Origin of the sequence: Nocardia speluncae NBRC 108251, from assembly GCF_001613245.1 — a bacterium.
Taxonomy (GTDB): Bacteria; Actinomycetota; Actinomycetes; order Mycobacteriales; family Mycobacteriaceae; genus Nocardia; species Nocardia speluncae.
This window is the reverse complement of record NZ_BDBZ01000015.1, coordinates 71,255-90,150: the sequence shown is the minus strand read 5'-3', so window position 1 is coordinate 90,150 and position 18,896 is coordinate 71,255. Positions and strand designations below refer to the sequence as shown.

20 protein-coding genes are annotated in these 18,896 nt (G+C 67.7%); 10 read left to right on the top strand and 10 right to left on the bottom strand.

Features of this window, described 5'->3' with window-relative positions:
- The 4 genes from NS6_RS35885 to rimP all read right to left on the bottom strand — a co-directional run.
- Positions 1 to 264, bottom strand: a 264-nt coding sequence (locus NS6_RS35885; RefSeq protein WP_157112791.1) for a translation initiation factor IF-2 N-terminal domain-containing protein, incomplete at its 3' end; no start/stop codon positions are given.
- A gap of 108 nt (positions 265 to 372) precedes the next feature.
- Complete coding sequence (locus NS6_RS35880) at positions 373 to 594, bottom strand: YlxR family protein (RefSeq protein WP_245669384.1); 222 nt, start codon at positions 592 to 594, stop codon at positions 373 to 375.
- 266 nt (positions 595 to 860) lie between these two features.
- Complete coding sequence (gene nusA, locus NS6_RS16460; RefSeq protein ID WP_068042744.1) at positions 861 to 1,889, bottom strand: transcription termination factor NusA; 1,029 nt, start codon at positions 1,887 to 1,889, stop codon at positions 861 to 863.
- Positions 1,886 to 2,509, bottom strand: coding sequence for a ribosome maturation factor RimP (rimP, locus tag NS6_RS16455; protein ID WP_068042742.1), 624 nt, complete (start codon positions 2,507 to 2,509; stop codon positions 1,886 to 1,888). Before rimP ends, nusA begins: the two co-directional genes overlap by 4 nt.
- A gap of 496 nt (positions 2,510 to 3,005) precedes the next feature.
- On the opposite strand from rimP, the gene NS6_RS16450 reads away from it, so the two are divergent.
- Together NS6_RS16450 and NS6_RS16445 are read left to right on the top strand one after the other, a co-directional pair.
- Positions 3,006 to 3,572 carry a hypothetical protein gene (locus tag NS6_RS16450; RefSeq protein ID WP_245669383.1) on the top strand — a complete coding sequence of 189 codons (567 nt, stop codon included), beginning with the start codon at positions 3,006 to 3,008 and terminating at the stop codon, positions 3,570 to 3,572.
- Positions 3,569 to 4,003 (top strand): ferritin-like domain-containing protein, encoded by a 435-nt coding sequence (locus tag NS6_RS16445; RefSeq protein WP_068042740.1) that lies wholly within the window; start codon positions 3,569 to 3,571, stop codon positions 4,001 to 4,003. The genes NS6_RS16450 and NS6_RS16445 overlap by 4 nt, the downstream gene beginning before the upstream one ends.
- Positions 4,004 to 4,047: 44 nt before the next feature.
- Here NS6_RS16445 and NS6_RS16440 read toward each other — a convergent pair whose 3' ends face one another.
- From NS6_RS16440 to NS6_RS16430, 3 genes are all read right to left on the bottom strand, one after another.
- A complete protein-coding gene (locus tag NS6_RS16440; RefSeq protein ID WP_068042737.1) occupies positions 4,048 to 4,941 on the bottom strand; it encodes a hypothetical protein in 894 nt (297 codons plus the stop codon).
- Positions 4,942 to 5,115: 174 nt separating this feature from the next.
- A complete protein-coding gene (locus tag NS6_RS16435; RefSeq protein WP_245669382.1) occupies positions 5,116 to 6,996 on the bottom strand; it encodes a hypothetical protein in 1,881 nt (626 codons plus the stop codon).
- A 51-nt stretch (positions 6,997 to 7,047) separates the two neighbouring features.
- Positions 7,048 to 7,251 (bottom strand): hypothetical protein, encoded by a 204-nt coding sequence (locus NS6_RS16430; RefSeq protein WP_068042734.1) that lies wholly within the window; start codon positions 7,249 to 7,251, stop codon positions 7,048 to 7,050.
- Between the two features lie 621 nt (positions 7,252 to 7,872).
- Between NS6_RS16430 and NS6_RS16425 the strand changes: the two genes are divergently transcribed.
- Entirely contained in the window at positions 7,873 to 8,472 is a 600-nt protein-coding gene (locus NS6_RS16425; protein WP_068042732.1) for a TetR/AcrR family transcriptional regulator, read from the top strand.
- Positions 8,473 to 8,531: 59 nt separating this feature from the next.
- Here the strand turns inward: NS6_RS16425 and NS6_RS16420 are convergent, their stop codons facing one another.
- Positions 8,532 to 10,289, bottom strand: coding sequence for a proline--tRNA ligase (locus tag NS6_RS16420; protein ID WP_068042779.1), 1,758 nt, complete (start codon positions 10,287 to 10,289; stop codon positions 8,532 to 8,534).
- A 353-nt stretch (positions 10,290 to 10,642) separates the two neighbouring features.
- Between NS6_RS16420 and ehuB the strand changes: the two genes are divergently transcribed.
- From ehuB to NS6_RS16385, 7 genes are all read left to right on the top strand, one after another.
- Positions 10,643 to 11,527 (top strand): ectoine/hydroxyectoine ABC transporter substrate-binding protein EhuB, encoded by an 885-nt coding sequence (gene ehuB, locus NS6_RS16415; RefSeq protein ID WP_068042777.1) that lies wholly within the window; start codon positions 10,643 to 10,645, stop codon positions 11,525 to 11,527.
- A 73-nt stretch (positions 11,528 to 11,600) separates the two neighbouring features.
- The gene (gene ehuC / locus NS6_RS16410; protein ID WP_371859345.1) at positions 11,601 to 12,347 is read left to right on the top strand and encodes an ectoine/hydroxyectoine ABC transporter permease subunit EhuC; all 747 of its coding nucleotides are present in this window, start codon (positions 11,601 to 11,603) and stop codon (positions 12,345 to 12,347) included.
- Entirely contained in the window at positions 12,344 to 12,991 is a 648-nt protein-coding gene (gene ehuD, locus NS6_RS16405) for an ectoine/hydroxyectoine ABC transporter permease subunit EhuD (protein WP_068042728.1), read from the top strand. Before ehuC ends, ehuD begins: the two co-directional genes overlap by 4 nt.
- Before the next feature lie 46 nt (positions 12,992 to 13,037).
- Complete coding sequence (gene ehuA / locus NS6_RS16400) at positions 13,038 to 13,793, top strand: ectoine/hydroxyectoine ABC transporter ATP-binding protein EhuA (protein ID WP_068042726.1); 756 nt, start codon at positions 13,038 to 13,040, stop codon at positions 13,791 to 13,793.
- A 79-nt stretch (positions 13,794 to 13,872) separates the two neighbouring features.
- Positions 13,873 to 14,613 carry a peroxide stress protein YaaA gene (gene yaaA / locus NS6_RS16395; RefSeq protein ID WP_068042724.1) on the top strand — a complete coding sequence of 247 codons (741 nt, stop codon included), beginning with the start codon at positions 13,873 to 13,875 and terminating at the stop codon, positions 14,611 to 14,613.
- Between the two features lie 61 nt (positions 14,614 to 14,674).
- Positions 14,675 to 15,946: a uroporphyrinogen-III C-methyltransferase gene (gene cobA, locus NS6_RS16390; RefSeq protein ID WP_068042722.1), complete on the top strand. Its 1,272-nt coding sequence runs from the start codon at positions 14,675 to 14,677 to the stop codon at positions 15,944 to 15,946.
- A gap of 6 nt (positions 15,947 to 15,952) precedes the next feature.
- The gene (locus NS6_RS16385) at positions 15,953 to 17,434 is read left to right on the top strand and encodes an MFS transporter (protein WP_068042720.1); all 1,482 of its coding nucleotides are present in this window, start codon (positions 15,953 to 15,955) and stop codon (positions 17,432 to 17,434) included.
- Positions 17,435 to 17,538: 104 nt separating this feature from the next.
- Here the strand turns inward: NS6_RS16385 and NS6_RS16380 are convergent, their stop codons facing one another.
- On the bottom strand, positions 17,539 to 17,949 hold the full coding sequence (locus NS6_RS16380; RefSeq protein WP_068042775.1) for a PPOX class F420-dependent oxidoreductase: 411 nt from the start codon (positions 17,947 to 17,949) through the stop codon (positions 17,539 to 17,541).
- A gap of 39 nt (positions 17,950 to 17,988) precedes the next feature.
- The gene (locus NS6_RS16375) at positions 17,989 to 18,618 is read right to left on the bottom strand and encodes a DUF305 domain-containing protein (RefSeq protein WP_068042718.1); all 630 of its coding nucleotides are present in this window, start codon (positions 18,616 to 18,618) and stop codon (positions 17,989 to 17,991) included.
- Between the last annotated feature and the right edge of the window lie 278 nt (positions 18,619 to 18,896).

The following is an 18,896-nucleotide window of genomic DNA, read 5'->3' as shown; positions in this document are numbered from 1 at the left end:
CGGGGTGCGCGGGCCGGGCCGCGGACCGGGAGCCGCTGGTTTGGCGCCGGTCGCGGGACCGGGGCGGGCCGACGACGGTTTGCTGCCGTTCGGCCTGTCGGATTTCGCCGCGAACGATTCGCGCAGCCGACGCGCGACGGGTGCCTCCACCGTCGACGATGCCGACTTCACGAACTCGCCTTGCTCCTTGAGCTTCGCGAGTAGTTCTTTACTCGTGACACCGAGTTCTTTTGCCAACTCGTGCACGCGGGCCTTGCCTGCCACTGCTCTCCTCACTGAGAGGTCGAGCAGCGCCGCCCACCTGCTGGCGGGGCCCCGCACGACCTCGGGTTAACTCCGATGGACGTTCATCGTTGGTACTTCACGGTGTGCTCATGAGTGCTCGTGCCTGTTCTCGAGGTGTTTCTCCAGGGCTGAGATATCCAGATTTCCGGACACTCGTAGTGCTCTGCCGATCGCTCGGCGCCGGACCGCGGTGCGCAGACAAGACGAAAAGGGGTGCAGCCAGGCACCCCGTCCGGGAAGTCTGCACTGCGGGTCGGGAACGATCACGACAGGCTCCACACCGTTGCCGGTGCCCAGCCCACGCGCCACGATCCGCAGCAGTTCGGCAGCCGGTTCGCGTTTCCGGCATCCGACGCACGTACGTACCGGAAATTCCGAGCGCCGGAGCGCCGCGGATTCACCACGTTCGTGGGCGGGAACCGAAGACTCGGACCGAACCTGGCACCACTCTACCGCTGACCGGTCGGCACTCTCCAACCCCGCCCCCGGCGACGTCGTCGCGGGCAGGTCGGCACGGCTTGTCCACCGGTCGGGTGAACCGGTGGGCGCGGGGCGCGCCGGGCGCGGGGTGACGGTCAACGGCGCTGGGCCTCCGTCCGCACCGAACCACCGGAATCCGGTGCGGCATCACTGCGAATATCGATACGCCACCCGGTGAGCCGGGCGGCGAGCCGGGCATTCTGGCCTTCCTTGCCGATGGCCAGCGACAGCTGGAAATCGGGCACGATCACCCGCGCCGCGCGAGCATCGGGATCGACAACTGTGACCGAAACCACTTTCGACGGCGACAGCGCATTACCTACGAAGGTCGCCGGATCGTCGGCGTAGTCGATGATGTCGATCTTCTCCCCGGCCAGCTCACTCATCACATTGCGCACCCGCTGCCCCATCGGGCCGATACAGGCGCCCTTGGCGTTCACTCCGGCCACCGTGGACCGCACCGCGATCTTGGACCGGTGCCCGGCCTCGCGGGCGACCGCCACGATCTCCACCGACCCGTCCGCGATCTCGGGGACCTCGAGCGCGAACAGGCGCCGCACCAGATTGGGATGGGTTCGAGAGAGGGTGATCTGCGGACCGCGCGGCCCCCGGGAAACGCCGACCACATAGCATTTGATCCGATCACCGTGGTCGTAGGTCTCACCCGGCACCTGCTCCGCCGACGGGATCAGCCCCTCGGTGCCGTGCAGCTCGCTACCGATCCGAACCACCACGGTGCCGCGGGCATTGGCGCGCGCATCGCGCTGCACCACACCACCGACGATATCGCCCTCATGGGTCGAGAATTCGCCGAAGGATTTCTCGTTCTCCGCATCGCGTAACCGCTGCAGTACGACCTGCCGGGCGGTGGTCGCGGCGATACGGCCGAAACCTTCGGGGGTGTCGTCCCATTCGGAGATCACCTGCCCGTCGGCGTCGAGTTCGGTGGCCAGCACTCGAACCAGGCCGGTGCGCTGATCGATCTCGACCCGGGCGTTGGGCTGATGCCCCTCGGTGTGCTTATAGGCGGTCAGCAACGCGGATTCGATCGCGGAGATCACGGTTTCGATCGAGATCCCCTTGTCCGCGACGATGGCGCGCAGGGCTTCGATTTCGATATTCATTCCATGATCCCTTCGGTCGAATCGGACGCGTCGACGGTGGTGGCGGTGTGCTCCGCGGCGTCCGCTCCCGCGGGTGGGCGACCGGAGGCGACACCTCCGGTGAGTTCCAGTTCACGTGCGTTGGGCGAGGCGAACTCGACCTCCACCACAGCGCGTTCGATATCCCCCAGTCCGACGGTGACCAGGTGTGGTGCGCGTTTACCCCCCAGCACCAGCGCAATGCGGTCACCATCGAGGGCACCTGCTCTGGCTTCGAACGACGTCGGCAGCCCGGGCTCCGGTGGTGTCACACCCGGCCGTAGCCGGACCCGGACCTTACGCCCCCGAGCCCGGCGCCAGTGCCGGTCGGCAGTGAGCGGGCGGTCCACACCCGGAGTCGTCACCTCGAGCAGGTACCGGACGCCACCGAATTCGTCGTCCGCTTCGTCCAGCCGCGCCGAGACCTCGGAGCTGAGTTCGGCGATACTGTCCAGATCCGCGGTTTCATCGCTGTCCACGATCACCCGCACCCGGGTCTGTCCCGCCGCGGTGGAAACCTCGACTCCCTCGAGATCGAATCCTCGACCGGCGACGAGTCCGGCGACGAGCCGGCTCACCCCTTCCTCGGTCGGCATCGGCATATGGGCAGCTCCTGGTTCAGTTGTTACGCGGACGGAAAGTTCTGTGCCGGTGACCTAGCGTAACGCGCGGCAAGAAGGTAAAGGACCAGCGGTCGGCGGTAAGTCCGCCGCGCGACAACTACCCACGCCGTCCGCACCACAGCAGCGGGACAGAGCACGCAAGCGCCCACCGGCCCGGATACCTCACCCGGAATGCAATTGCACACATACGCAGGCAGGAACAGACCCGGCGACAACACCATGCTCCAGCCGGACGACCGGCACCAAGGCGAACGTTTGCGCACCTGCGGACGCCAGGCGATGACCGACGGCACAACATCCTGCGCGCCGCGCCCTCGACCGGGTCGCGACGGCAGCGAAGCACTACCGGGCGACTCCCTCACCACAGGGGCGCGACCGGACCGACCCGCGAAGATCACCTGGCCGCCGACGAGCACCATCGCACGACCGGATGAGCGCATTCGGAGGCCGGGGACGAATCTGGCACGATGGTCCGGTGACCGAGCGTGTGACCGACCGGCCCGCGGCCGGGTTTCCTCGCGGACCTGCGAATACCGGAAGCTTCAGCGCATCCCGCCGTTTCAATCGCCGGGCCGCGCTGCGGGTTGCCGGTGGTGGCACGGCCGGCCTGCTGATCGCGCCTGCACTCGTCTCATGCGCCGAGGAGCCGATCACCGAACCGGATATCCTTGTATCCCAAGAGTTCTCGGCCCGCACCGACGCGGCCTCCGCGACCGCCGCCATCGCGATCGACCCCGCGCGCTCGGCCGCGCTGACCACAATTGCGAATGAGCGCACCGCCCACGCCGATGCCCTGCGCACCGAGATCGACCGGGCCATCGGTGTGTACGGCGACGGCACCACACCGGCCGTGCAGACCCCGTCTCCGACGACCACGCCGGCCCCCGCGGCACCGCCGAGTATCGATGGGTTGCGCGACCAGCTCGGCGCCTCTCAGCGCGCGGCCGCCGACCTGGCGGTCACCCAGTCCGGGTATCGCGCGGGGCTGCTGGCCTCGATCAGCGCCGCGTGCGCTGTGCAGGTGGGGGTTCTGCTGGGATGAGCGGCACCGAACAGCAGGCGCTGGCCGATGCGCTCAGCGCCGAGTACGCCACGATCTACGCTTACGGATTGGTCGCGTCCCACGCGGGCGCCGATCAGCGCGGGACGGTCGCGCAGTTCACCGCCGCGCACCGCGCCCGCAGGGACGCGACAGTCGATATCCTGTCGGGCCGGCGCGGCACTGTGCCGGCACCCGACGCGGCGTACACGATGCCGCTCGCGGTATCCGATCCGGACACCGCGGCGCAGCTGGCCATCGCCGTCGAAACCGATACCGCGGTGGCCTGGCGCACGGTGGTCGAGCGAGCCGAGACCGATAACACCCGCCGGATCGCGATCGAGGCGCTCACCGAGACCGCCGGGCGGCGCGCGGTGTGGCAATCCCTCCGCGGCGCGGATCCGGCCACCACCGCCTTTCCCGGCCGCCCCTGAGCGACCGCCGCGCCATCCCGTACCGGGTTCGGCCGCCCACCCGGTCAGCGCGGGCGGCCGGGCGGGTGCTCGTCGGGCCGAGCCCGAGGGAAGGCGGTTCCACCACCACGTCCCCGACCCCAGGGAGGATTGCCCCGCGGTGGCCTTTCCTGCGGCGTCAGCGAACCCGGAAGACCGCCGGGAAGGCTTGGCATATGTGGTGGTGGTGCAGAGTTGGCCCCGGTGTTCCATGGCGTCGCCCCGGGCACTTGGTCCCGGCCCGGTGTGGCGCCGCTGCCGGGATCATCGGGCGTCCACGGCGTCTGTCCCGGCACCGCGGCGGGCGAGCCCCTATCGGAGGTCGCGGACCGGCCGGTGGTCTGCGCCGAATCCGCGGCCGGAGCAGCCTCGGTTGTTGCGGAGCCCACCTTGTCCGAAGCAGGGTGCCTGCCGCCCGTCTCGGACTGAGTTCTCCCTGCTCCCTCGGAACCCGGAACACCGGTCGTACCGGACTCGGGCGTCCCCGCTTCCCGTTCGCGGGCACTGCCCGACCGTGCGGATTCCGGTCCGGCGTCCGCGACTCCGGCCGGTTCGGTAGCGGCGGCAACGGCCTGCCCGAGCCCTGTGGGGCCCGACGCCTCGGACTCATCGTCTCCGGTCGCATGCCGGTCCGGCGGATTGCCCTGGGGCTCTGCGAAGCCGTCCGGCACAGGACCGATGTCGGCGCCACCGGCGATATGTCCGGGCGCACCCGGAAGCTGCACCGAGAGCTCTCGGGCACCAGCGGAATCGGCCTGAACCAGCAGCGCGGCCGATTCCGCCCCACCGGCCGCGGTTCGGACATCACGTCGCATCACCTCGCCGGCGGATTCCCCCACCGCGCCGAGTCGGCTGGCCAGCAACCCGGTGACCGAATCGACGGTCGCGTCGCCGGGACCGTGACCGCCGTCCTCGGTCATCGGTTCCCCTCCAGCGTTCGTCCTGGCGGGCCTCCGCAGACCGATACGAGTCCGTCGGCAGACACAACTCGGCCGCCGGCGCCGTCCGGCCCGCCGTGGTATCCGGACGCCACCCATCACCGTGGCACGCTACCGCCGGTGCGAGCCGTACCAGTATTGCCGCAGATGGGAATATCACGTGTGGGACGCCACACCGACCGGTCCGGTACCCAGGCACAGCGTCAGGCCAGGAGTCCGGCTCTGCAGCAGTAGCGCCGACCCCTGACCGACAATGCGTGCGTACACGGTGTGGATTCCCGCCCGCACCGGGACTTCGACCTTCTTACCGGTTTCGAAACCCACCGTGATCGTTGCGTCCCGGTCGGCGGCGTAGTTGAGCTGGACAGTCCACTTGTGGGCGATCATGGGGCCGTCCAGCGGCACCCGGACGGGCACACGATCGTCGACGCGGTGACCGCAACCGGGTACCGGGCCAGGAACGACGGCGCGGTTCCACCAGACTCGCGCGTCGGCGAACGCACCGGTGTCGGTGATCATACGTAGGTGTTCGGTGGCGTCGGCGAAGGCACCCGGTGGGGCGATCGGCGCCAGCACCCGGCTCGCCTCGTTCTGCGGATACGCGGTCGGGTTCAGCACGTTCCAGGGGACCTCCTGCTCCAGCAGCGGTATCCCGTCCCAGTGGGCGAATTCCGATTTCGCGGTCGTCACATAGCTTTTCGTCGACCCCTCCGACCAGCTCCGGGTGAACGTGTACGTCGACCACAAGCTACTCACCGCGAACAGGACGACCACCACTGTCGCGGGGATCGGCCCACGCCACCGGGCGCTGTGCCGGTCGCCCTTCGCCGCGACGGTCCGTTGCGGGCGGCGGGCGAAGGCTCGCAGCAGCAGTGCGCCGGCGATCGTGAGAACCACGGCGGCGTCGGCCAGATAGCGCAGTGACATCATGAGTTCGTCGACGGTATTGGGTCCGGCCCGCATCAGCACGACCGGTATCTGCACCGCCAGGAGATACACCACCCCCGCCACCCAGACCGGCCAGACCACCGGCCGGACGCGGATCGTCGCAATCACCGCCACCGCCAGTAGACCTCCTGCCGCCCAGACCGCCCAGTCGGGCGCTACCGCCCAGGGCGCGGACGGAATCCAGCGCTCCCAGCCCCAGGGCCCGCCGAGCAGAGCGGTCACCACCCCGGCCCATGCCGCCCGGGGCAGCATCTGGGCCATATCGGCGGATCCGGCCTCACCGGGCGATAACCCCGCCACCGCGAAGTAGACAAGACCCCAGATCAGCAGGACTGTCCCGGCACCGGCCCACAGGGCCCCACCCCGGCGCAGGACCGCACGGAAGGCGAAACCCCGGCCGTCTACATATCGGCGCAGGACCGCCACCGCGAAGGCGACGAACGGGACCACGACCGCTTTCTCGAAGAACAGCAGCGCAACGGCCGCCACCACCACCCCGGATATCGCGTACCGGCGCCGCCCCGTGCGGTCCAGCAGGACCGCGTCTGCGGCGACCCAGGCGAGCGCGAACTGTAACGGCAGAGCATTGAGCGCGGCGGACCACCAGGCGAACGCGGGCAGGGTGAGCGGGCCGAAAAGATAGAAGACCAAGGGGATCAGCAGTGCCGGGCGCCGACCGAGCAATACCAGCAGCAGCCGCAGCACAGCCCCCGCGGCGGCCACTTGCAGCAGCAGCGATATCGCTGCGGCGGCCGTCCAGTTCAGCGGTGCCAGTACGGTCACCAGCCACGAAACGGCGAAGGCCAGCGGCATGAAATGGCCGTCGTGGTCGTGTAGCAGCAGTTCGGCCGACCACAGCGGGTAGCTGCCCGCCCGGCCGGTGAGGATGAGATCGTCCCAGTAGAAGTAACTGCTCGCGAGGACCCCGCTACGGACGATGAGCTGAAGTGCGATCAGGCAGATTGCCGCACCGAGCACCACCCGCCCGGGCGAAGAAATCCACCGCCGTAATGCCCGCAGCCGACCGAATCGCACGGATCCCGGGGCAAGGGGGCGCTGCGGTACGACGGCGGCCGGAGCGCTTCCCATGGGCCCCCACCCTACAAGTGGACCGCCCCGCGGGCGGGCCGGTCCACCGGGCTACCGGTCGGTGCCGGTGTCCTCGGCAGTTTCCACCCCGAGGTCTTCCACATCGATATCGTATTCGCTCAGGTCGACTGCATCGGTGCGTTCGTCACCGATATCGAGCAACTGTGCGACGGCGTCGGAATCACCGTGCGCGGCACGCTCCCGCAGTTCGGTCAGGTTCGGCTCACGCGGGCCGGACCTGTCGGGCTCATACATTCAGCGCAACCTTCCTGGTGTCGGGACGAGCCACCGGCTCGCCCGCTCAGGTTTCCGAGCTTAGGCGCGTAGGCGGATCGTCGCCGAATCCGGCGGCCGGGCTGCACCATGCCGAGCGGGCGCGCGAGACAGGGGCCAGTGCACATCAGCAGGTCAACGACAGCTCGGATACTCGGTTCGGCTGCCCCGACGGCAGGTATGGCGTTGACCACCCGACCCACTCCGGCCAGGATCGCGGCGTAGTTGTGATCACCCCGGCGGCTCGACGGACCGATGTCGACGGTTCTCCGGTGATCTCGGTACGGGATCACACCCGAGAACCGGTCGCCACGACCGGACCGGCGAACGGTCGGGTGAACGTCGGCGCTATCTGCCCGTCTTCAACCGGCCGCTGCGCGACGGGGTGCCGCGACGATGCGGGGCTGCTCGGCCGCTCGGTATGCGGCGGTACGCCGTGCCGGATGCCGTTGGCGAGATGAATCCCGAGAGCGAAATCCCTCAACGCACGCGCCACCGTCAATACTGCTCGTCTCATAACCTACCTCCACTACACAGATCTGTGAAGTTCCTACACGGGCTAGACTAGGTTCACAGACCTGTGAATGCAAGGGATCCGGAGATATGTCCACACCCGCGCACAATGCGAACTCGCCACTGACACCGGCGGCGCAACGGATACTCGACACCGCCGCCGAGCTCTTCTACACACGCGGTATCCACGCGGTCGGGGTAGACACCATCGCGGCCGAATCCGGCGTCACCAAACGAACCCTCTACGACCGTTTCGGATCGAAGGACGGGCTCCTGCTCACCTACCTCCAACAGCGCGACGGCCGCTGGCGCACCCTGATCGAGGCCCGCCTGGCCGACCGGACCGACCCGGTCGAGCGCGTCCTGACACCGTTCGACGTCATGCCCGAATGGCTCCCGGACAACTCCAGGGGCTGTAGTTTCATCAACGCCTTCGCCGAGCTCCCCGACCCCGACCATCCGGGCCGGCAGGTGATAGTCGCCGAGAAGACATGGCTGTACGAGTTGTTCGATCAGCTGCTCGCCGAGGCCGGTATCGCCGACCCTGCGACCACGGCGGTGCAGTTACTGAGCCTGCACGAGGGCGCGATCATCAGTTATTCCATCACCGAGCTGCACACCGCCGCGGCGGCCGTCCGCACCGCCGCCGAAATGCTGGTCAAAGCGGCGGTCGGGCACGAAAGCGGCTGAGAATGCCGCCAACCCGCAGGCCCGGCCGCCGGCCACCGGCGTGTAGCACCGGCCTCGGATCAGCCCCGGATACGGTCGAGAACAGCCGAAACCGCGGAATCTGCCGGGATATCGGAAGTTTCACCGGTGAACCGGTCGCGCAGTTCCACCTTGCCCTCGGCCCAGCCCCGGCCGATGACCAGGACGTAAGGCATACCGAGTAGTTCTGCGTCCTTGAACTTCACACCGGGTGAAGCGGTGCGATCATCGAAGAGAACGTCCACCCCCTGGGTGTTCAGTTCGGCCACAACCTGTTCGGCACCCGCACGGGCGGCATCGTCCTTGTTCGCGATCACCACGTGCACGTCGTAGGGCGCGACCTCGCTCGGCCAGCGCAGCCCCTTGTCGTCGTGCTGCTGTTCGGCGATAACCGCCACCAGCCGAGAGACTCCTACACCGTAGGACCCCATGACGAGGCGTACCGGTTTGCCGTTCTCGCCGAGGACGTCGACCTCGAAGGTGTCGGTGTATTTGTAGCCGAGCTGGAAGATATGGCCGATCTCGATACCGCGGGCGGAGACCAGGGTGCCGCGGCCGTCGGGCGAGGGGTCGCCGTCGCGTACCTGCGCCGCCTCGATGGTGCCGTCGGGGGTGAAATCACGGCCTGCGACCAGGCCGACCACATGCTTGCCGGGAGCGTCTGCACCGGTGATCCAGGATGTACCGGTGACCACTCGCGGATCGACCAGGTAGCGGATGCCGTTGGCCTGCAGCCCCTTCGGACCGATATACCCCTTGACCAGGAACGGGTTGGCGGCGAAATCGGCGTCGGTGAGCAGTTCGACCTCGGCGGGCTCGACCGAGGCGCCGAGGCGTTTGTCGTCGACCTCACGGTCGCCCGGAACTCCGATACCGACGATCTCGGTTTTACCGTCCGGATGCCGCAGTTTCACCATCACGTTCTTGAGCGTGTCGGCAGCAGTGACCGGCCGGCCGAGGCGCTCACCGATACCGGCCGCATCCGCCCAGTCGACGAGAGTGGCGATGGTGGGAGTATCCGGGGTGTCGTGGACGACCGCCTCCGGTTGCCCCTCGAGCGACAGCGGCTCGGGCGCCGGGGTGACCACGGCCTCGACATTCGCGGCATAACCCGATTCCCGGCAGACGACGTAGGTGTCCTCGCCGACCGGACTGTCGGCCAAGAATTCCTCGGAAGCGCTACCGCCCATCGCCCCCGCGGTCGCGGCGACAATTACATACTGCACTCCGAGACGTTCGAAAATGCGCTGGTATGCCTCGCGATGAGCGTTGTAGCTCGCCTTCAGGCCGGCCTCGTCGAGGTCGAACGAGTAGGAGTCCTTCATGATGAATTCGCGACCGCGCAGAATACCGGCGCGAGGACGTTCCTCGTCGCGGTACTTGGCCTGGATCTGGTACAGAGTGACGGGCAGGTCCTTGTACGAGTTGTACTCACCTTTAACGGTGAGCGTGAACAGCTCCTCATGGGTGGGGCCGAGCAGATAATCTGCGCCCTTGCGGTCCTGCAGCCGGAACAGGGTGTCGCCGTACTCTGTCCAGCGGTTGGTGGCCTCGTAGGGGTCACGCGGCAGCAGCGCGGGTAGCGAGATCTCCTGCCCACCGATGGCGTTCATCTCCTCGCGCACCACCTCCTCGACCTTGTGCAGTACCCGCAGGCCCAGCGGCAGCCACGAGTACACACCCGGTGCGATCCGGCGCACATAGCCGGCGCGCACCAACAGCTTGTGGCTGGGCACCTCGGCGTCGGCGGGGTCGTCGCGCAACGTACGGAGGAAGAGGCGGGAGAGGCGGGTGATCACGGTTGCCCAGCGTAGCCCCTGCCCGATCCCGGCCGACACCCTATTCCCCACTGCTCGGCCGGTGGCACGCTGGATCGGGTCCACGCCGGTCACGGCCGGTTTCCGAACAACCCGGACCCGGATTGCAAATTACATTTGAAACACGTTTGGATAACTTTGTGATATACATATTTTGAACTTTTCTTTGCAGCTTCATTGCGGCGCCGAGAGTCGGAACCGGACGCCGCTAGGGTTCGTTTCACCGGGATTTCGGTTGAACGTCCCGCACAAACTGAAAATGGTCGCTGACCTGTACGACTCGCATACCGATGCCGGAGAGCCTGCGTCAGCGCCCCGTGGAAAGGTCGGCCGTGATGGGAACCAAGAAATCAAGGGCGCGCGCAATCGCACTCGTCGCGGGGGCGGTGCTGACGGCGGCGACGCTGTCGGGGTGCACGAAGACCGATACGACGGCCGGTGGTGACCTCCTGCAGTCCTTGAAGGACAAGGGCACCGTCACCGTCGGGTTCGCCGGCGAGGCACCGTATTCGTTCCAGCAGAACGGCGAGCTCAGTGGGGCGACGGTGGCGCTGCACCGCGAGATCTTCCGCAATCTCGGAGTCGAGACGGTCGACGGCGTGCAAACCGATTTCGGCGCCTTGATCCCGGGGTTGCAGGCGCAGCGTTTCGATGCGGTCAGCGCGGGGATGTCGATCCTGCCGGAACGTTGCGAACAGGCCGCTTTCAGTGAGCCCGAGTTCATGTACACCACGGCACTGATGGTGAAGCAGGGCAACCCGCTCGGGCTCACCGATATGCAGTCGATCAAGGACAAAGGCGCCAAGGTCGCCGTGATGACGGGCGCCATCGAATCCGATTACGCCGCCTCGCTCGGCATCGACGCCACCCAGGTCGGTAGCCCGCAGGACGGTATGGACGCGGTGACCTCGGGCCGCTCGGACGTTTTCGCGCTCACCGCGATCTCGCTGAACTGGCTGGCCGACCACAATCCGGACGCGCCGGTCGAGGTCACCGAATCGTTCGTCGCCGAAATCGACGGGAAACCGCAGATCGGCGCGGGCGGTACCGTCTTCCGGACCGACAACCCGGATCTGCTCGAGGCCTACAACACGGAACTGCGCAAGATCACCTCGGACAAGGACAAGTACCTGTCGATCGTCGGTGAATTCGGTTTCACCGAAGCCGAATTGCCCGACCCCGAACTGACCACCGCCAAGCTGTGCGCGGGCGATATCTGATCGTGCCGGTCGACAACTACACAGCGGCGCGTCTCGCCTCCGGCCCGCCGGGCCAGGAAGGGAGATGTGTCCGGTGAACAATCTCGACGCCCTCACCCAGGCGCTGCCGCGCATCGGTGACGGAATCCTGATCACCCTCGAACTGACGGTGGGCGGGGCGGCGCTCGCCCTCGTCCTCGCGCTCACCCTCGGCACGACGGCCCGGGCAGGTAATCTCGCGATCCGCGGACCGGCCCGGGTCTTGATCGAATTCTTCCGGGGGACCTCGCTGCTGGTGCAGATCTTCTGGCTGTTCTATGTATTACCGCTGCTGGGCTACCAGCTCGCCCCTGTGTTCTGTGGGATCCTCGCGCTCGGCCTGAACTACGGCGCATACGGCGCGGAAGTGGTTCGCGGCGCAGTGAACTCGGTACCGAAGGCGCAGACGGAAGCGGCCGTCGCGCTCGGCTTCAGCCCATGGCAGCGACTCCGCCGCATCCTGTTCCCACAGGCGTGGGCGCTGATGATCCCGCCGCTGGCCAACCTGCTGGTGCACTTGTTGAAGGGCACCGCGGTGGCCTCCTATATCACCCTGCAGGATCTGACCTTCGAGATCGAGAACCTGCGGGACAGCACCGGCGATACGTTGTTCGCCTTCGGAATCGGACTGCTCATCTACTTCGTGATCGCCTATCTGCTCAGCCTCGGGATGAACCTGCTGGAAGCACGCGCCAAACACAAGCTGGGCCGCGGCCCCTCGCTGCGTGAGGTCCTGCGCCTGGCACCCGATACCTCGTTGGACGCGGTCGCCGGGTCCGCACGGCAGAAGGTGGCGCCATGAGTGTGGAATGGAGCTGGGAACGCGCCGCCGACGCGCTACCCGTGCTGTGGGACGGGTTCCGGATCACCCTGCTGGCGACGGTCCTCGGATTCGTGATCGCCGGGGCGCTCGGGCTGCTCATCGCGATCATCCGGCGTTCACTGCCCCGCTGGATTGCCTGGCCGGTGCACGCGGCGAGCGAATTCATCCGGTTCACTCCGCTGGTGGTACAGCTGCTGTTCGCCTACACCCTGCTACCGCAGTTCTCGGCCCTGCAGATCGGGATCGTAGTGCTCGGTATCCACTACGCCGGGTATTTGGCGGAGGTGTATCGGGCGGGAATCGAATCGGTTCCGCCGGGCCAGTGGGAGGCGGCGCGGGCACTGTCGCTGCCACCGGTGCGCACCTGGCGGGCCGTGATCCTGCCGCAGGCGATCCGGGCCAGTGTGCCCGCCCTCGGCACCAACGCGGTGTCGATGTTCAAGGACACCCCGTTCCTGTTTGCGATCACCGTCGTCGAACTGGTGACAGCCGCACAGCAGTTCGGGGCCCGTCACTACGCATACCTCGAGGCGATGACCCTGGCCGGCGTGTTCTTCCTGGTGGCCAGTTATCCGACCTCGGTGCTGATCAGACGACTGGAGAAGCGACTTGCCTACTACTGAACCGGTCGCCGGTACGCCGGCCGGCGGCGCGGCCGAAGCACAGCCGATGATCGAATTCGATGGCGTGGTCAAACGCTTCGGCGATCTGGTGGTGCTCGACCAGCTCGATTTCACCGTCCGGCGCGGGGAGAAGGTCACGCTGGTCGGGCCTTCGGGCTCCGGGAAGACCACTATCCTGCGCCTGCTCATGACGCTGGAGGCGGTGAGCAGCGGAACCATCCGGGTCGACGGGGAGATGCTGTCCCACGAACAGCGCGGCGGCAAACTGGTGCCCGCCCGGGAGAAACATCTCCGGGAGGTGCGCAAAAAGGTCGGGATGGTGTTCCAGCAGTTCAACCTGTTCCCCAATATGAATGTTCTGGAGAACATCACCGAGGCGCCGATCCACGTGCTGGGCAGGTCCCGGGACGAGGCGCGCAAACGTGCCCTCGATCTGCTCGAGCTGGTCGGGCTGTCCGACAAGGCGACCGCGCACCCGTCCCAGCTGTCCGGCGGACAGCAGCAGCGGGTGGCGATCGCACGCTGCTGCGCGATGGACCCGAAGGTCATGCTGCTGGACGAGGTGACCTCCGCGCTCGACCCCGAACTGGTCGGCGGGGTCCTCGATGTGCTGCGCGAACTCGCGGAGAGCACCGATATCACCATGCTCATCGTCACCCACGAGATGGGTTTCGCCCGCGATGTCTCCGATCGGGTGCTGATGTTCGACCACGGCAGGATCATCGAAGAGGGGACGCCCGAGCAGATCTTCAACGCACCCGAGAACGAACGCACCCGGGAGTTCCTCAAAGCGGTGCGCTGAGGCCGCCGGGCCGGACGCGCACGGCAAACACCGGCGGCAAGTCCGGGGTTCGCCCGCACGACCGGTACCGTAACGGCTCGTGCTGGTGCTGTTACCTCCTTCCGAGACGAAATCCGACGGCGGTACCGGTGGACCGCTCGACCTGAGCGCGCTGGCCTTCGACACGTTGACCGAGGTCCGCGACGGATTGATCGACGACCTCACGAAACTTGCCGGTGATCCGGAGGCCGCACGGGCAGCGCTGGGGCTGGGTAAGAACACCGACGTGGAACTCGCCCGCAATGCCGCGCTGCGCAGCTCCCCCACCCGGCCGGCGCTGGAGCGCTACACCGGCGTGCTGTACGACGCCCTGGACGCCGGGGCATTCACCCGGGCGCAGCGCGCCAAGGCCTACGCGCGGCTCGCGATCGGTTCGGCCCTGTTCGGCGCGGTCCGCGCGGGCGACCGGATCCCGGCCTACCGACTGTCCGGCGGATCCAAACTGCCCGGCCGCCCCACACTGTCGGCGGTCTGGCGCGACCATCTCGGACCGGCACTGCGCGATGCTACGGGCGAGCTGGTGGTCGACCTCCGGTCCGGCACCTACCAGCAACTCGGCCGGGTCCCGGGAGCCGTCACGGCCACGGTCCTCACCGAGCACGAGGACGGGTCACGCACAGTCGTCAGCCATTTCAACAAACACCACAAGGGGCTGCTGGCCCGCTCGCTGGTCCTGACCCGCGCCGAGCCGACCGATGTCCAGGGACTGGCCCGGGTCGCCCGGAAGGCCGGCCTGCGTATCGAGGTCGCCTCGGAAGCCGAGTTGGTGGTCCTCACCTGAGCCCCGTGGGTCCGGCGGGTGGCTGCGTCGGGCCGAATACCCGGAAGTAGGCTCGCACCTTGTGCCGAATACGTCAGCCGATACCGACCACCTTGCCTCCGGGGATTCGAACTACCTGGTGGGGCTCGATCTGAGCGGACGGCGGGTTGTCGTCGTCGGCGGCGGCACCGTGGCACAGCGCCGGCTGGGACTGCTCATCGCCTCGGGCGCGGCCGTGGAAGTGATCTCCCGGGTAGCCACGCCCGCGGTGGAGGGTATGGCGGCCGGTGGCCAGATCACGCTCACCCTGCGCGATTACGCCGACGGTGACCTCGACGGCGCCTGGTACGCGATCGCCTGCACCGACGAACCGGAGACCAATGCCGCGGTTGTCGCGGAGGCGGTACGGCGGCGGATCTTCTGTGTGCGCGCCGATCACGCCCCATCCGGTACGGCGGTCACCCCCGCCACCGCCCGCTACGACGGGATGACGCTGGGTGTTCTCGCCGGTGGCCGGCACCGGCGCTCGGCCGCAGTGCGCACCGCGCTGCTGGAGGCTTTGCAATCCGGTGTGGTGACCGACGATGCGACTCCGATGACGCCCGGGGTCGCGCTGGTCGGCGGCGGACCCGGTGATCCGGACCTGATCACGGTTCGCGGCCGGCGCCTGCTGGCCCGCGCCGATCTCGTGGTCGCCGATCGGCTCGCACCGCCCGAACTGCTCGCCGAACTCGGGCCGGACGTCGAGGTCGTGGACGCCGCCAAGATCCCGTACGGACGGGCGATGGCGCAGGATGCGATCAACACGGCGCTCGTGGAAGGCGCGCGGGCGGGCAAGTTCGTGGTCCGGCTCAAGGGTGGCGACCCCTACGTATTCGGACGCGGCTACGAAGAACTCGAGGCCTGTGTCGACGCCGGGGTACCGGTGACGGTGGTCCCCGGCGTGACCAGTCCCATCTCGGTCCCGGCGGCGGCCGGTATCCCGGTCACCCACCGGGGCGTGACACACGAGTTCGTGGTGGTGAGCGGTCATATCCCGCCGGACCACCCCGATTCCCTGGTGGACTGGCCGGCACTGGCCCGGCTGCGCGGCACGCTCGTGCTGATGATGGCGGTGGAACGGATCGAACAGTTCGCCGCGGCCCTGCGCGACGGCGGCCGCCCGGCCGATACCCCCGCCACCGTGATCCAGGAGGGCACGCTGCGGGGTCAGCGGGTGCTGCGCGCGACGCTCGCGAATGTGGCCGAACGGGTTCGGTCGGAGGGGATCCGGCCGCCGGCGATCATTGTGATCGGGCCCACTGCCGGGTTCACCGCCGCCCCGATCGCCGACGCTACCGGTCGGTTACAGTGACCCACTGTGCTCGATAACCCCCCAGCCGCGAAGTATCCGGTGACGAAGCGAGCCTTCGGTCTCGCCATCCTCGTCCTGAGCGGTTTGCAGCTGATGGTGGTGCTGGACGGCACGGTCGTGATTCTGGCCCTGCCGCGGCTCCAGGAGGAGATGGGCCTGTCCAGTTCGGGCAGTGCCTGGACCATCACCGCCTACGGCCTGCCGTTCGCGGGCCTGATGCTTCTCGGTGGCCGGATCGGCGATTCGTTCGGACGCCGGCGCATGTTCGTTCTCGGGGTCGGATTGTTCACGCTGGCCTCGCTGCTGTGCGGACTGGCGCAGGGCGAACAGATGCTCGTCGCTGCACGGGCCTTCCAGGGCACGGGCGCCGCACTGGCCGCCCCCACCGCATTCGCACTGGTGGCCAGTACCTTCGCCCCTGGCAAGGTCCGTAATCAGGCCTTTGCCATCTTCGGATCGATGGTCGCGCTGGGCTCGGTCGGCGGGCTGGTCATCGGAGGGGCACTTACCGAGGCCAGCTGGCGGTGGATCTTCCTGATCAATGTGCCTATCGGCGTGCTCATCGTGGTCGGCGCGCTGTTTTCACTCCGCGACACCGATCATCAGCGGCTCACTCTCGACGTGCGCGGCGCGTTCCTCGGAACCCTGGCGTGTGCCCTGATCGTCTGGGGCGCCACCGAGGGGCCGGAACTCGGCTGGAGCAGCCCGCTGGTCTACGGCACGTTGATCGCGGGCGCGGTTCTGCTGCCGATTTTCGTTTTCTCCGAACGCTATGTCGACAACCCGCTGCTGCCGTGGTCGCTATTCGACAGCCGCGACCGCGTGGCCACCTTCGTGGTGATCCTGCTCGCCAGTGGGGTTCTGGGCGCCACCACCTATTTCGCGGGCCTGTTCGTGCAGAATGTGGTGGGCTACAGTCCGCTGATCGCGGGAATATCGTTCATTCCCTTCACCGTCGGCGTCGGTGTGGGCAGCGCGATAACCACCCGGCTGGCCCTGCATATCGCACCGCGGGGACTACTGGTTGCCGCCGCCGTGGTGCTGGTGGCCGGGCTGGGCTACGGCTCGACACTCGACGGCGGCGTCGGCTACTGGACCACTCTGCTGCCGCTGTTCCTGGTGATCGGTTTCGGGATCGGTATCGCGATGGTGCTGATTCCGCTGTGTGTCCTGGTGGGAGTGCCGCCGGACGAGATCGGGCCGCTTTCGGCAATCGGCCAGATGTTCCTGAACCTCGGCACTCCCATCGCCATCGGTGTCCTCACCCCGCTCGCCGCATCCCGGACCCTCTCTCAGGGCGGAACCACCGGCAAACCCGCCCAGATGACGCCCGCGGAGATCACCGCGCTCGGCGACGGGTACACCCTGGCCATGTTCGTGGCCGCCTGCGGTGCGCTGCTCGTCGGCCTGATCGCGCTGACCCTGCGCTATACCGCCGCGGAAGTGGCCCGCGCCCAGCACGCCCAGGACGAAGCCCAGACCGTCTGAGCGGGCGCACGCGTCTGGAGCCTGTGGGCGTTGCTGCCGTCGGACCGATCCGCTGTACCCGGCCGGGCGAATCGGGATCGGCGCAAGCCCGCCGGAATTCCGTCCTACAAGCGTCCGGTGATCTTGTTCGGCGTGATGCGGACGACCACCCGCGGGCCGTCGTTCACGGCATCAGGGTTGAAATCGGCATAGTCCTTGCCGGTGTATTTCCGGGAGATCCGGTTCCCGATAGTCAGTTCGGGGTCAGGAGTCAGCGAGGCGGTGCCTTTGACCTCGGCGTAGAGATACGGGTTGTCCGGCGCGGTGATCAGCACCGAAATCCGCGGATCGCGGGCGAGGTTCTTGCCCTGTACGCGGTCGGTGGTAGTGGAGTAGAGCAGGTCGTCGCCGTCGCGGTCCAGCCAGGTGACGGTGAGATGGGGATGCCCGTCCCGGCCTACGGTGGCCACGGTGACGAACAACCGGTTCTCGTCGATATGTTTCTTGAGGGTGTCCGACAACGACAGTGTGCTCATGGCCAGGAGTAACCCGTTTCGGCGCAAGATCATTCCGGATCAGCCGGGTGCGGCCACCAACTGCGTCAGCAGCAGGGCCATCAGACCGGACTCCTGGGTCTGACCGGTGATCATCTCCCGGGCAATCTGTTTCACCACACCACCGGTGAGCATCGCGTCGGCGACCCGGGCCATGACGATACCGCCCTCGTGGTGGGCCTGCATGAGCTGGAGGAACAACACCGACGCCGCGCGCCCACGCGCCGCGGACAGGGTGTCGAGCTGCTCCTGGGTCGCCATACCGGGCATGGCTACCGCGGATCGGCTGTGCCCGGCATGCCCGCTGTGTGCTCCCTCGGGCATCCAGTCCATCGGATCGGAGTTGACAGCCGGTGCGCCGGCCAGGCGCAACCAGCCCAGCAGCATGCCGATTTCGGCTCGCTGGGTGTCGTCGATCTGCTGGGCCAGGCCCCGGACGGCGGGGTCGGCGCCGGGCTCGAGCCGCTGCACCATGATCAGCGCCTGATGGTGATGCGCGGCCATATCCTGCACGAACCCCAGTTCGACGGCCGACAGAATTGGCGGAGGTGGGGGATCGTCGGTGAACAGTGGCCGTATCGCCGCACCGAGTACCAGCAGTAGCGCGGCCGCAACGCCATAGGCGACAGCCTCGCGCAGGCGTTTCACCACCGGCGCTCGCTGGGCCGGCCGGCACCCGAGGGCTCGTCGCCCGGCGCTGCCGGATATCCGCGACGGGTCGGCTCGGCCATTCTCCACCTCCTGCGCGGACCCGGCCGGCGAGTTTTCGGGGCCGTGCGGCGATTATCGTCGGCGCTTGCTGCGCGCGTGGCGATACCGGCGATCCGGTCGCTCGGTGATCGACACGAATCCCCTCCGCGCCGGACTGAAACGCGTTACAGTCTGCGACACGCGGGCGGCCGGAATCCCCGATGCCACCAGCGCTCGAG